Origin of the sequence: Pseudomonas sp., from assembly GCF_037994325.1 — a bacterium.
GTDB lineage: Bacteria > Pseudomonadota > Gammaproteobacteria > Pseudomonadales > Pseudomonadaceae > Aquipseudomonas.
The window spans coordinates 1-13,082 of sequence record NZ_JBBNAH010000723.1 but is presented as its reverse complement, the minus strand read 5'-3'; the positions used below and the strand labels follow the sequence as shown (position 1 = coordinate 13,082).

Here is a 13,082-nt window from a genome sequence, read left to right as displayed (position 1 = left end):
AACTGCCCGATGTTGAATACGACCCTGGAGATCGAGTAGTAAAAGTCAGGCAAATGGGACAAATCAGCTTCAAAGGGCTGAACGTCTTCGTTGGCGGTGGGCTTGCTGGAGAACGCGTGGCCATCCGTCCAACGACGGAAGAGGGTATTTACGATGTGGTTTTTATCCGCAAAACCCTGCGCCAGATAGACATCAGGCAACGGACGACATGATCATCAACCCGTTACCCATGTCTCCCGACAGGTGTTACCCATGTCTCCCGGCTGAACACTGTGCGCACCAACCGCTAGACCGTGGCACGCCATGGTGCGCATAGCACACCCTACGAGGTGCGGCGTAAGGCAGCGTGCTGCGGGTTAAAACTCATAACTGCCAGCACACTAAATACCACGGTCAACACCCCACACACCGCCAGCGCCAGCCCGTTAAACCGCTGATACAAGGCAAAGCGCACCAACTCCACGGCATGGCTAAACGGGTTAAGCGCACACAGCCAATACAGCCATTCGCTGGACTCACGCATTTTCCACAACGGATACAGCGCCGAGGACAAAAAGAACAGCGGGAAGATGACGAAATTCATCACTCCGGCGAAGTTCTCCAGTTGGCGTATGCCGTTGGACAGCAGCAGCCCCATGGCGCTAAGCAGCAACGCCACCAACAGCAAGGCGGGCAGGGCGGCGAGCATGCCCCAGGCCGGTGGCTGCACGCCGTACAGCCAGGCGATGGCGAGAAAGGCGTACACCTGCAACAGGGAAATCAGCGCCGTGGCCAAGAGTTTGCTGGCCAGCAGAAAAGCCCGTGGCAGTGGGCTGGTGAGCAGTACGCGCATGCTGCCCATCTCGCGGTCGTAGACCATTGCCAGCGAGCCTTGCATGCCGTTGAAGAGCAAAATCATGCAGGCCAGGCCAGGGACGATATAGGTCTCGTAAGTGATATAGGTGTCGTACGGGGCGATGATGGCAATGCCCAGCGCGGCGCGAAAACCGGCGGCAAATACCAGCAACCACAACAACGGGCGCACCAGGGCGCTGAGAAAACGCGTGCGTTGCAGCACAAAGCGCAGCCATTCGCGTAATACGATGCCGCGCAGGCATTGCCAGTAGGCGTTCATGGTTGCTCCGTACGCGGTTGGCTTGTGTAGGGTGTGCTGTGCGCACCAAGCGATTGCCCGTCGAGCGCGTTGGTGCGCACCGCACAGCCTACGGTTAGCGCTGCAAATGCTTGAGCAAGCCCAGTATTCCCGGCAATCGTGCTGGCGCTGCCATTTGCCACCAACTGCCCTTGATGCAACACCAACAACGCATCGTCACCTTGCACTTCATCGAGTAAATGGGTGGTCCACAGCACGCTGAGCGCCTCGTCGCGACACAGCTGGCGCACATGGCTAAGCAACGCCTGGCGGCTGGCTGGGTCGAGGCCAACACTGGCTTCGTCGAGCAACAGCAAGCGCGGTTGATGCAGCAGGGCGCGGGCAATCTCTACGCGGCGGCGATGCCCGCCGTTAAGGTCGCGCACTTTATCGCGCCGGCGCTCTTGCAGGTGCTGGCGGCTAAGTTCCAGCTCGATACGTGCCGTGGCCAATTTGCTCGGCATACCGTGCAGGGCCGCGTGGTAACGCAGGTTTTGCTCCACGCTTAAATCCAGATCGAGCGTGCTTTGCTGAAACACCACGCCCAGTTGCCGCAACGCTTCACGGGGTCGTCGTGCCAGGCTATGGCCGTAAATCTGCAGCTCGCCCTGCTGCAGGTCATACAGCCGGGTGAGCAAGGCAATCAGCGTCGATTTGCCCGCGCCATTGGGCCCAAGCAACGCAGTAAAACGTCCTGGCTCCAGGCTGAAACTCACCTGCTGGAGCGCCTGCCGCGCGCCATAGGCAAAGCTGATATCGCGAGCGTCGAGGGCCTTCACGGGGTAACCACCACGCCCCACGGATAACGCCCGACTTTGATCGACTTGGTCACTTTCAAACTGTCCACATCCACCACCGACACATCGCCGCTGATGCCGTTGGTGGTCAACAGGGTTTTCTCGTCCGGGGTAAAAGCCATATGCCAAACGCGGCGGCCGACCAGCAGGTAATCGAGCACTTCAAAGGTTTTCGCGTCGACCACGGCGATATGGTTGGCTGGGCCGAGGGCGACAAAGGCGTACTTGCCGTCGCCGGTCAGTTTTACCCCCACCGGTTGCACTTTGTCTGGGTGCACGCCCTTGATCTGGAACTTCAGCGTTTTGATGATGGTGCGGGTGGCGACGTCGATCACGCTGACCGTGCCGCCAATCTCCGCCGAGGCCCATAGCTGACTGCCGTCTTTATTGAATTCGACATGCCGTGGGCGCTGGTCGACCAAGGTGCTGTCCACCAGTTTCTGCGTGGCGGTGTCGATCCAATGCACCATATTGGTGGTTTCGCTGGTATTGATCGCCCACTTGCCATCGGGGCTGACGGCCATGCCTTCGGGCTCGACGCCAACGTCGACCTGGGCCAGCACTTTGCTGTCTTGGGTGTCGACCACGGTGACCAGCGAATCGTCTTCGTTGGAGATATACAGCCAGCGGTCGTTGGGGTGCAGGGCGAACTGTTCGGGGTCGGCGCCGGAGGGCAGTTCTTTGATGATTTTGCCTGTGGCCAGCTCCATCACCTGCACGGTGTCGGAGTCGCTGGCGCAGATATACAGCAGCTTGTTATCGCTGGAGAGCAGCAGGCCGCGGGGGCGTTTGCCCACTGGCAGGGTGGCGGTGACGGTCTGGCTGGCGACGTCAATCACGCTGATGCTGTTGTCTTTCTCGTTGGAGATATAGGCCGTGGCCGCAAAGCTGGCCGAGCTAAACAGCAGGCTGCCGGCAACGGCGATAAACAGCGGAGTAGGGCGCATGGCAGAGAAGTCCTTGGTTGTTTTTTTAGTGGGCGGAAGCGCTGAGCCGACAGCTGCTTTCCGGCTCATCCAGGCCGAGGCTGTCCAGTTCGCTAAAGGGGTGCAGAAAACCGTCTTGCGGCGAGGTGCTGACCAGCGCACGCGGCTGCACCAAGGGGATGGGTTGGCGCAGCTGGCCGTCCCACAGGCGGAAACTCAGCTTGCGCCCCTTGAAACCATCCAGCGGCAAATCAGGTGATAGCGCCAGGGCGCGGATGGCCATGGGCTCGGTGTTTTTTAACTGGGTGACGGCGCTGGCAATACTGCGCACGGCCATCCAGGCGGCAAAGTCGCGGTCGTTCATCCAGCGTTTGGCGTACAGCTCGAAGCGTTTTTGCAACTGCGCGGCGCCATAGGTTTCCACGGTTTTATGCCAGCCCATCGGCACCAGACCCTGGGTGCCGGCCACCGGCCGTGGCAGCCAGGTGTTAAAGGGCACGTACTCGCCAAAGTCGCCGGCTTCGTCGGCCACCAGCACCACGTCGTAGTCGCTGGCTTGGGTAAACAGCGGCATATCGGCCTGGGCGCTGCGGCGTTGGTCGTTATCAAAACTCCACGGTTTTTCCGCGATTATTTTTACCCCAAAGCGTTTTGCCGCCCGGCGCAGGGCGGCGGCGTAGGCTCTGTCAGCAGGCTTTGCACCGACGATCAGCAGCGCTTTTTGCCACTGGCGCAGCACCAAAAACTGCACCAGGGCATCGGCGAGCATGGCGCGGCTGGGCAGGGTGTGCAGCACGTTGTTGGCACAGTTGCTGACGCGCAATTCATCGTCATAGGCGCCGGCGTTAAACAGCAGGCTGTCGCTCAAGGCGGCACTCAGTTGGCGCAAGGTGTCGGCGGGGGCGTTGACCACAAACAGGCGCAAGCCTTGCGCATGCAATTGCTGCGCAGCGGCGAGGAGTTTTTCCGGGGTGTCCGCCGTGGCCGCTTGCAGGCTGTACTCGTGCTTAACAAAACGCCCGGTGCTGTTGCTGTCGGTAATCGCCAATTCGGCGCCGCGCAGGCCAGCGTCGGTGGGCTCGGCAATAACGTTGGACAGCAGCGGCCCCACCTCAGGCGTATAGCCTAAATAGCCGATGCGCACCGGCAACGGTTCGCCGGCAAATGCCTGGGTGGCCAATAGCGCCGAGCAGGAAATGGCCAGCAGGTAGGTCAAACCGTACAACAGGTACTGGCGCATGCGGCAGCGCTCCTCGTTCTTGTGCCGCCAGCATAGGAAGCGCTCAGCCCCTGGGGAATATGCAGAAAGTACCAGGCGGCCAGTACCAAGGTAGTAACTGCGCCTGGCGCGCGGGCCTGCACAATCGCACCACCCACCTCTACCTATAACAATCAAGGATCTTGCCCGGCACAGGTCCATCGAGGTCGCCATGCGTGTACTTAAAGCCCTGCTGCTGCCCCTGTTGCTGATCATCACCTTGATCGGTCTGGATAACGTGCACGCCGCTGTGACCTACCTGGTCGCGCCATGAAAGCCCAGCTCGGGCGTTCCGCGTTATGGCGCATCAACCTGTTGGTGACCTTGTTTTTCAGCGCGGTGGCGTTGCTGTGCATGGCCGTGCTCCTGCGCCAGGCTAGCTATGACGTGGCGCGTGAACTCAAGGCCGCGCAAACGGTGGTGGAGTACCTCAAGGAAGTGGCGCGCAACGACCCCGCCAGCCTGGAGTCGCAGCTCACCGCCAGCCTGCGGCATGTGCGTGTGCATTGGCTGAACGGCCAGACAGCGCCGGTTGCCGACGACGATGCGCTGGATATCTGGCTGGGCGAAAGGCTCTACCCGGCGGCGAAACAGTTCTCCGCGCCGCTACACCTGGCCGATGGCCGCGATGTGCTGATCAGTGTCGACCCGCAAGATGAAATCGACGAAGTCTGGGACTCGCTCACCCAACTGCTGGTGCTGTTCGGCCTGGCCTTGGTGCTCAGTCTGCTGGTGATTCGTTGGGCCGTAGGCAGTGGCCTGCGGGTGCTGAATGAATTGATTGGCGGCTTGCGGCAAGTCTCGCAAGGCCAGTTGCAGGTGCGTTTACCGCTGCATTCGCTGCACGAATCCAAGCAACTGGCCGAGCACTTTAACCAGATGGTCAGCACCCTCGAACACGTGCAAGCCGACAACCGCGAACTCACCCAAGCGCTGCTGGCCTTGCAGGAACACGAACGCAAACACCTGGCCCTGGCCCTGCACGACGATATGGGCCAATACCTCAGCGGTATCCGCGCCCAGCTCTTATTACTGCGCTCCATGACCCAGCAAAACCCAGCAATCGCCACCACCCTGCGGGGCCTGGAAGTGAACTGCCAACATATGCAGGAAAGCTTTCGCGGCCTGATCCGCGACCTCTACCCGGTGGTCTTGGAGCGCTTGCAGCTGGGCGAAGCCATCGAGCTGCTGGTGCAGCAATGGCAGCAGACGCAAGGCATTGCCTGCGACTTGCGCATGGGCAGCCAACTGCCGCTGATGGACTCGGCCCAGCAGGCGCATTTGTATCGGCTGCTGCAAGAAGCGCTGACCAACGTGGCCCGGCATTCGGGTGCCAGTCAGGTGCGCGTGCGCTTGCATCGGCGTGGGCAGCGCTTGGCCTTAGTGGTCAGCGATAACGGCAGCGGCGGCGCACACAATCTTCGCCCCGGTATCGGCCTGCGTTCCATGGGCGAACGGGCGCGTTGTTTGGGCGGGCAATTGCGCTTGCGTACGCGGCCGGGGAGCGGGTGGTTGCTCAGGTTAAGCATGCCGGTTTCGTAGGGTGGGTACGCCGCGCAAAAGGCCCAACCCCGTCGTTCCCGCGTAGGCGGGAATCCAGAATCGGAAGACATGCGTGATTGCCGCTCCATCTTCGTAGCGGATTGCCGGACCACTGGATCCCCGCCTTCGCGGGGATGACGGGTGTAGAGCTTCATTAGTCGAGGTAAACGATGAAAATCCTCTTGGTCGATGACCACGCCGTGGTCCGTCAGGGCTATGCCAATCTGCTGCAAGGTTTGTTGCCTGAGGTGCAGGTCAGCGAGGCCGCCAGTGGCGAAGAAGCGTTGCAGTTGGTGCCGGGGCTGATCCCCAGTTTGGTGATTATGGATATCAGCCTGCCCGGCATCAGCGGCCTGGAAACCACCCGCCGCCTGCGCCAACGCTTACCGCAATTGCGTGTGCTGTTTTTCAGCATGCACGACGAACTTCCCCTGGTGCGCCAAGCCCTGGATGCTGGCGCGGCCGGTTACATCACCAAGAGTTCGCCGCCGGAAATTCTGCTGGAGGCGGTGCGCCGGATCATGGCAGGGCATGCCTATATCGAACAGCCGCTGGCCACCCAACTGGCCTGTAACCCAGGCCTGCAAGACCCGCGACTGAGCAGCATGTCGCAGCGTGAATTCGAGATTTTCGTAATGCTCGCCAAAGGCACTCCGGCACGGCAGATTGCCGAGCAGTTGTGCATCAGCAGCAAGACAGTTTCCAACTACCTGACCTTGTTGAAAAACAAGCTACAGGTCAGCTCGCAAGCTGAGTTTGTGCATTTGGCGATTGATACCGGGATATTGCGTTCGCGGTCGTAGGTTGGGTTGAGCGCAGCGAAGCCCAACAAGGAGCCCAAAGGGCTCCGCGTGTAGATTCCAGCGATTACAGCTCTGGCATGCTTAATCCCACCCCGCCGGGCAACCCGTACACCCGACCATATTGGTGCCCTGAAAGGTTGCGTAATGCCGCCGCGCGCCGGTCAACGTGGCGTTTTCCAGATTGGCATCGCTGATTTTGCTTTCCTGCATATTGGCGTCGGTGAGGTTGGCGCCTTTAAGGTCGCTGCGGTTTAGCCAGCTCATTTCCAGGTCGGCAGCCGTCAGGTTGGCCTGGTGGAATTTGGCGCCGTTGAGGCGCGCAAACTCCAGGTACGCCGCGGTCAGATCGGCACCCTGAAACTGTGCCCCTTGGCCAAACAGGCCCCAGCCTTGTACCGCCAGCAGTTTGGCGTTGGAGAAGTCGGCCAGGCGCAGGTTGGCCTGTTGCAGGCTGGCGCGGGTGAGGTCGGCGCCTTGCAGTTGAGCCTTTTCCAGATTGGCCAAATCGAGGTTGCTATGGCGCAGGTCGGCGCCTTTGAGGTTGGCACCGGCCAGGTTCATTTTGCTCAGGTCTTGGTTACGCAAGTCGGCGTTTTGCAGGTCGACGCCGGGGCATTGGCTGAGGCTTTCGATGCGGCAGCCGTTGATGATCAGCACGCCGTCGTCATCGGCGTGGGCGAGGGGGATAAGGGCGAGCAGTACGACAGGTAGCAGCTTCATGGCGATCCCGTTGCATGGAGTGAAGGGCGAGGGGTGCGCACAGCGCACCCTACGAAGCGTTAGCGCTTGGCGGTTGGGTTATCCCAACTCGGCAACTTAAACACCCAGAACGAACCACCCTGAGCCACCGGTTTGGTCAGCTCGGCCATATCGCCACCCCACAGCGGTACCGCGCCGCCGTAGCCGACGGTTACCCCCAGGTACTGCTCGCCATCCTGCTCCCAGGTAATCGGCGGCGAGACGATGCCGCTGCCGGTCTGGAACTTCCACAGCTCTTTGCCGGTTTTTGCGTCGAAGGCTTTAAAAAAGCCATCGCCGGTGCCGGTGAACACCAGGTTGCCTTTGGTGGCCAGTACGCCAGCCCATAGCGGCAGGTGTTCGTTGTGTTCCCAGACCACTTTGCCGGTGCTGGGGTCCATGGCCCGCAGGCTGCCGACGTGGTCGTCGTACATACGCTTGATGCGGAAACCCATGCCCAAATACGCCGAGCCTTTTTTGTAGCTGACTTCTTCGGTCCAGTAGTCTTCTTTCCAGTTGTTGGCCGGAATGTAGAACAGGCCGGTGTCTTGGCTGTAGGCCATGGGGTTCCAGTTTTTGCCGCCGAGGAAGGGCGGCGACACTTCAACCGCTTTACCGTGTTTTTCCCCGGGCTCTGGCAGCGGTGGGCGCTGGCCAGGATTCTCTACCGGACGCCCGGTTTTCAGGTCGATATGGCTGGCCCAGGTGATGTTATCCACAAACGGAAAAGCGTTTTGCAGCTTGCCGTTGGTGCGGTCGACCACATAGAAAAAGCCGTTGCGGTCGGCGTGGCCGGTGGCTTTTACCACCTTGCCGTCTTTGCCTTTGTAGTCGAATAGCACCAGCTCGTTGTTGCCGGAAAAATCCCAGGCATCGTTGGGCGTGTGTTGGTAGAACCACTTCACTTCGCCCGTGCTCGGGTCGACGCCGACTTGGCCGGAGGTGTAGAGGCTGTCGTAGTCGTGCGGGTTGCCACCTTTGGAAGTGCGCGCCCAGGTATTCCAGGGCCCAGGGTTGCCGGCGCCAACAATGATGGTGTTGGTTTCGGCATCAAAGCTGGCGCTCTGCCAAGGAGCGCCGCCACCGTGGCTCCAGGCATCGACCTTGCCGGTCGGGGTGCTCGGGTCATCTGGCCAGCTTGGCGCTTTTACATTGCCGGTCACGGTGCTGTCTTTGCCGTTCAGACGGCCCATATGGCCCTCCACAAAGGGGCGCATCCACACCTCTTCGCCGGTGTCTGGGTCGCGGGCAAAGAGCTGGCCGACTACGCCAAATTCGTCGCCGGAGCTGCCGTGAATCAGCAGGGTTTTGCCGGTCACTTTGTCTTTCACCAGCGTCGGCGCGCCGGTCATGGTGTAGCCCGCCGTGTGGTCGCCGAACTTCTTGTTCCACACCACTTTGCCGGTGTTTTTATTCAGCGCCACCAGACGGCCGTCGAGGGTGCCGAAGAAAATCTTATCGCCGAAAATCGCCGCGCCACGGTTCACCACATCGCAGCACGGGCGGATGTCGTCGGGTAGGCGGTGGTTGTACGTCCACAGGCGTTTGCCGGTTTTGGCATCGAGGGCAAACAGCCGTGAGTAGGAGGCGGTGACGTAGATCACGCCTTCGCTAACGATGGCCTGGGATTCCTGGCCGCGTTGTTTTTCATCGCCAAAGGAGTACGACCAGGCCGGCGTCAGCTTGAACACGTTTTTGTCGTTGACCTGTGCCAATGGGCTCCAGCGTTGGGCATTGGTGCCCAGGCCGTACTGCAACACATCGTTGGTAGTTGTTTGGTCGTTGGCGATGTCGTCCCAGGTGACGTCGGCCAGGGCGCCGGCCGCAGCGGCCAGGCTGCCGGCCAAGAGCAGGCCTTGGCAGAGACGGTTCAAGGTAAAGGTGGGGCGGCGCCCGGCAGCGGTGCAGGTTCTTATTGTCATGGTGGTGTTTCCCGTAGTGGTCGGTGTGCCAGAGGTCGAAACAGCCAGGTGACCTGGCCGGACAAATGGTGGAACCACGCCGCTAAACACCGATACGGAAAAACTCCCGCCCATGCCGGGAAGTCTTCCCAGGGCGGGCCTCAATTGGGCCTGCTACCAAAACCATCGCCAGGCGCTCCCCAGGCCCTACTACCAAGGGAGTAGCTGGAAGGCGCGAAAGCAGCATACGGCCCGTGTAGGCCCGTTCTTACCATGGCCCCACCAGAAGGTGTGAACACTACTGAGCTGGGTTAGGCGGCGTTAAAAACAGACTCAACATGCTCCTTGGCTACAGCCAACTGCGCTGTTTCGCCTGCCTAACCTTCGCTCGCTACGTTTTCACACCTTCTGGATTGGCGCTTATTGCCTTGCCCAGCATCTCGAAGAGGATGGTTTTAATGAATAACAACAAAGCCCTGCGTAGTCTGATTTTGCTGGCTGGTATCAGCCTCAGCGGCCTGGCCCTGGCCCATGGCGACGTCACCCCACAAGCGGTCAACACCGAAGGCCTGGAGCCGCTGGGCAAAGAATGGCGCGACACCAACCCCTACCGCGAACCCTATGCCAAGAACGCCCTGGCGGTAGAAATCGGCGCCTCGGCCTACAACCAGAACTGCGCCCGTTGCCATGGCCTGGAAGCCAAGAGCGGCGGCATTGCCCCGGACCTGCGCATGCTCGATGTCGGTGCCGAGGGGGATGAGTGGTTTAAAGAGCGCGTGATCAACGGCGCCGTGCGCGATGGCGCCGTGTATATGCCGAAGATGGCTGACTTCATCAGCCAGGAAGGCCTGTGGGCCATCCGTAGCTACCTCGACAGCGTGCACGTAGACGAGTAACCGCCATGCGTTGGTTGCCTGCGATTGTGTGTTGGCTGCTGTGCCTGTGCGTACCGCTGGTGGCGCAGGCGCGGGTGCGCCCGTACGACGATATCGTTGCCTCGGGCGTGCTCAAGGTGGCGGTGTACGAAAACTTCGCGCCCTATAGTTTTCAACAAGACGGCAACGCCCGTGGCGTGGATGTCGACCTGGCCGAAGCGCTGGCGCAAAGCCTCGACCTGAAGCTGGAATTGCTGTGGATCGTGCCCGGCGAAAAGCTCGACGACGACCTGCGCAATTTCATCTGGAAAGGCCACTACCTGCGCCCTGGCGTGCTCGCTGATTTGATGCTGCGCGTGCCCTATGACAAGGACTATCGTAACCAGCGCAACGACGTTGGCGAGTTGGCCAACGAGCAAGTGGTGATGTTTGCCCCGTACCAGCGCGAGCGTTGGCAGGTGGTCCACGACATCCGCCGTTTGCCCAAGGTCGATAGCGTTGGCGTGTTCCGCCTGCACCCCATTGGCGTTGAGTTGGAGAGCGTGCCGTCGTTCTACCTGTCCAGCGTGTTCAACGGCCAACTTAGCGCCAACACCCAGCATTTTCCCTCTACCGCTGCGGCGTTTGCCGCCATGCAAGCGGCCAACGTGGATGCGGTAATGGGCCTGCGCGGCGAGTTGGATTGGCAACTGTTTAACGCCAAAGACCCCCAGCTCAAAGAAGCCGACAACACCTACCCGAACCTCGGCCAACCGACCTGGGATATCGGCATGGCCGTGCATGAAAGCAACCGCCAACTCTCCAACGCCATCGACATGCAGGTTGAAGACATGATCAACGATGGGCGCATGGCCAAGTTGTTTGCAGCCTATGGCCTGCACTACGAATTGCCGGGGCTTTACCAAGATGTGCAATAACCCCGTAGGGGGTGCTGTGCGCACCCTGGCCTACACGCATAAATCGCTTGCTGCGCTCAGCACACCCTACGGTGCGTTGTTGCTTTTACTGTATGTGTTGGTGGCATCGCCTGCCCACGCCGACCCCGGCAAAGACCCCATGCCCTCGGTGATGTGGCAGTTCTACCAGCAGCGCATGCTCGGCGATAAACCCTATGTGTTTGACGACAAAGTGCTGCTGCAAGCGCCGCCGTTTGCCGAGGACTCGCGCCAGGTGCCGATCCAGGTCGACGCCCGCGCTTATGCCGGCCAAGTGGAAAAAATCATTGCCTGGGCCGAGCTCAATCCCATCCCGCGCATCTTTAGTTTTGTGCCGGGCCCGCAAGTGCAGCCGCTAATCGCCATCCGTATTCGGGTGGAACAAGCCACACCGCTTCGCGCTGCCGTGCTGACCAAGGATGGCGTGTGGCATATCGGTTCGGCCTGGGTGGAGGCGGCAGGAGGAGGGTGCACCGCACCGAGTGTGGTGCGCGCCCAGGAGGGCTGGGAAGAGCGCTTGGGGCAGATTCATGCCGCACGCTTTAAGCATGGCCACGACTCGCGCTTGAGGTTGCGAGTTGATCACCCGATGGACAACGGCATGGTCGGTGGCGTGCCGGAGTTCTACCTCGACCAAGCGCAACTGCGCGATGGCAAGGGCCAGGTATTGGCGGCCATCGAACTGTTTCCCGCCGTGGCGGAAAACCCGGTCATCAGCCTGGAAGTTAAAGGCCAGGACGAAGCGCGGCTATGGTTGCGCGATAACAGCGGCAATGAGTTTGAAGGAGAGTTTTAACCCGCGGTGCTCGTGTAGGGTGTGCTGTGCGCACCAAGCGATCTCTCTGCTAACGCAAGGGTGCGCACAGCACACCCTACGGCCCTATCCTCAGGAGTTTTGTCATGTTCAAACTCAGCGTCTTCTACCCCAACACCGCCAACGCCACGTTCGATATGGACTACTACGTCACCACCCATATGCAGCTGGTACAACGCCTGGTTGGTGATGTTTGCAAAGGCACTGGCGCCGACAGCGGCTTGGCCGGCGGACAACCCGGTGCACCGGCTCCGTACATCGCCATTGGCCATATCTTTTTCGACAGCATTGAAGCCTTCCAGGCTGCCTTTGCCCCGCACGCGGCCGAAATCGTCGCCGATATCGCCAACTTCACCAACGTTGAACCCACCATGCAGTTCAGCGCCGTAAGCCTGGCGCCCTGACCGTTTAGAGGAGAAACCCCATGCGCCCGTGGTTATCGCTGTTACTGCTGGCGCTTGCCGCGCAGGTTGCTGCCGCGCAGGACTACCACCTGCAACCGCGGCAGATTGCTGCCGACACCTGGCTGCTGGAAGGCAGCCGGGATAACTTCGATAAAACCAATGGCGGCAATATCGTTAACACCGGCTTTATCGTCACCACTGCTGGCGTGGTGGTGATCGATACCGGCCCCTCCAAGCACTACGGCGAAGCCATGCGCCAAGCCATTACCAGCGTCACCCAACAGCCCGTGGTGCTGGTGCTGCTGACCCACCATCACCCCGACCATGTACTGGGCAATCAAGCCTTTACCGACGTGCCCATCGCCGCCCTCGACGGCACAAAAAAGCTGCTCGCCGAACAAGGCAACGCCATGGCGGAAAATATGTACCGCCTGGTGGGTGATTGGATGCGTGGCACCGAGGTGGTGTTGCCAACGCAAACGGTCACCGAGGGCGCACGTCAGATCGGCAACCACCGTTTACGCCTGCTGGCCTTAAGCGGGCATACCGGCGCCGACCTGGCGGTTCTGGATGAAAACAGTGGCGTGCTATTTGCCGGTGACCTGGTGTTTTACCAGCGCGCCTTAACCACGCCCAACAGCCCAGGGCTGGACGTATGGCTTAAGGACTTGGACACCCTGCAGGCCCTGCCGTGGAAACAGATTGTGCCCGGCCATGGTCCGGTCGCCAGTGATGCGCAGCCCTTTGCCCAGATGCGCGACTACCTCGGCTGGCTGGATGGTTTATTACGCGACAGCGCGGCCCGTGGCGATGATATGAACGAGGTGATTCGTGCGCCGATTCCGGCGCGCTTTGATGGCGTGAATTTGTCGCGGTATGAGCTGGTGCGCAGCGTCAGCCATTTATACCCGCGCTACGAGCAAAAAATTCTGCCCCAGCTTTAGATAGCATCACGGC

13 protein-coding genes and 1 pseudogene are annotated in these 13,082 nt (G+C 60.5%); 8 read left to right on the top strand and 6 right to left on the bottom strand.

Annotated features, from left to right (window positions below):
• Nucleotides 1–212: pseudogene (locus AAAB16_RS24055) on the top strand (IS481 family transposase); the annotation flags it as partial.
• Nucleotides 213–322: 110 nt separating this feature from the next.
• Here AAAB16_RS24055 and AAAB16_RS24050 read toward each other — a convergent pair.
• From AAAB16_RS24050 to AAAB16_RS24035, 4 genes are read right to left on the bottom strand one after another with little or no spacing between them, the layout of a single operon-like run.
• Nucleotides 323–1,114, bottom strand: a complete 792-nt coding sequence (locus AAAB16_RS24050) for an ABC transporter permease (protein ID WP_340665615.1) — start codon at nucleotides 1,112–1,114, stop codon at nucleotides 323–325.
• Entirely contained in the window at nucleotides 1,111–1,911 is an 801-nt protein-coding gene (locus tag AAAB16_RS24045; protein ID WP_340665614.1) for an ABC transporter ATP-binding protein, read from the bottom strand. Before AAAB16_RS24045 ends, AAAB16_RS24050 begins: the two co-directional genes overlap by 4 nt.
• On the bottom strand, nucleotides 1,908–2,876 hold the full coding sequence (locus tag AAAB16_RS24040) for a YVTN family beta-propeller repeat protein (protein WP_340665613.1): 969 nt from the start codon (nucleotides 2,874–2,876) through the stop codon (nucleotides 1,908–1,910). The genes AAAB16_RS24045 and AAAB16_RS24040 overlap by 4 nt, the downstream gene beginning before the upstream one ends.
• Nucleotides 2,877–2,901: 25 nt before the next feature.
• Nucleotides 2,902–4,095 (bottom strand): ABC transporter substrate-binding protein, encoded by a 1,194-nt coding sequence (locus AAAB16_RS24035; protein ID WP_340665612.1) that lies wholly within the window; start codon nucleotides 4,093–4,095, stop codon nucleotides 2,902–2,904.
• 288 nt (nucleotides 4,096–4,383) lie between these two features.
• Here AAAB16_RS24035 and AAAB16_RS24030 point away from each other — a divergent pair, with 288 nt between their 5' ends.
• Together AAAB16_RS24030 and AAAB16_RS24025 are read left to right on the top strand one after the other, a co-directional pair.
• A complete protein-coding gene (locus AAAB16_RS24030) occupies nucleotides 4,384–5,655 on the top strand; it encodes a sensor histidine kinase (RefSeq protein WP_340665611.1) in 1,272 nt (423 codons plus the stop codon).
• Between the two features lie 170 nt (nucleotides 5,656–5,825).
• Entirely contained in the window at nucleotides 5,826–6,458 is a 633-nt protein-coding gene (locus AAAB16_RS24025; protein WP_340665610.1) for a response regulator transcription factor, read from the top strand.
• A gap of 81 nt (nucleotides 6,459–6,539) precedes the next feature.
• On the opposite strand, the gene AAAB16_RS24020 is transcribed toward AAAB16_RS24025, so the two are convergent.
• Nucleotides 6,540–7,178 (bottom strand): pentapeptide repeat-containing protein, encoded by a 639-nt coding sequence (locus AAAB16_RS24020; RefSeq protein WP_340665609.1) that lies wholly within the window; start codon nucleotides 7,176–7,178, stop codon nucleotides 6,540–6,542.
• A gap of 59 nt (nucleotides 7,179–7,237) precedes the next feature.
• On the bottom strand, nucleotides 7,238–9,118 hold the full coding sequence (gene exaA / locus AAAB16_RS24015) for a quinoprotein ethanol dehydrogenase (protein ID WP_340665608.1): 1,881 nt from the start codon (nucleotides 9,116–9,118) through the stop codon (nucleotides 7,238–7,240).
• Between the two features lie 437 nt (nucleotides 9,119–9,555).
• On the opposite strand from exaA, the gene pedF reads away from it, so the two are divergent.
• The 5 genes from pedF to AAAB16_RS23990 all read left to right on the top strand — a co-directional run bounded on the left by pedF (nucleotide 9,556) and on the right by AAAB16_RS23990 (nucleotide 13,069).
• A complete protein-coding gene (pedF, locus tag AAAB16_RS24010) occupies nucleotides 9,556–9,993 on the top strand; it encodes a cytochrome c-550 PedF (RefSeq protein WP_340665607.1) in 438 nt (145 codons plus the stop codon).
• A gap of 5 nt (nucleotides 9,994–9,998) precedes the next feature.
• The gene (locus AAAB16_RS24005) at nucleotides 9,999–10,889 is read left to right on the top strand and encodes an ABC transporter substrate-binding protein (RefSeq protein WP_340665606.1); all 891 of its coding nucleotides are present in this window, start codon (nucleotides 9,999–10,001) and stop codon (nucleotides 10,887–10,889) included.
• Nucleotides 10,890–11,028: 139 nt separating this feature from the next.
• Nucleotides 11,029–11,703, top strand: a complete 675-nt coding sequence (locus AAAB16_RS24000; RefSeq protein ID WP_340665616.1) for a quinoprotein dehydrogenase-associated SoxYZ-like carrier — start codon at nucleotides 11,029–11,031, stop codon at nucleotides 11,701–11,703.
• A gap of 104 nt (nucleotides 11,704–11,807) precedes the next feature.
• Entirely contained in the window at nucleotides 11,808–12,125 is a 318-nt protein-coding gene (locus tag AAAB16_RS23995) for an EthD family reductase (RefSeq protein WP_340665605.1), read from the top strand.
• Nucleotides 12,126–12,145: 20 nt separating this feature from the next.
• Nucleotides 12,146–13,069, top strand: a complete 924-nt coding sequence (locus tag AAAB16_RS23990) for a quinoprotein relay system zinc metallohydrolase 1 (protein WP_340665604.1) — start codon at nucleotides 12,146–12,148, stop codon at nucleotides 13,067–13,069.
• Nucleotides 13,070–13,082: the final 13 nt, after the last annotated feature.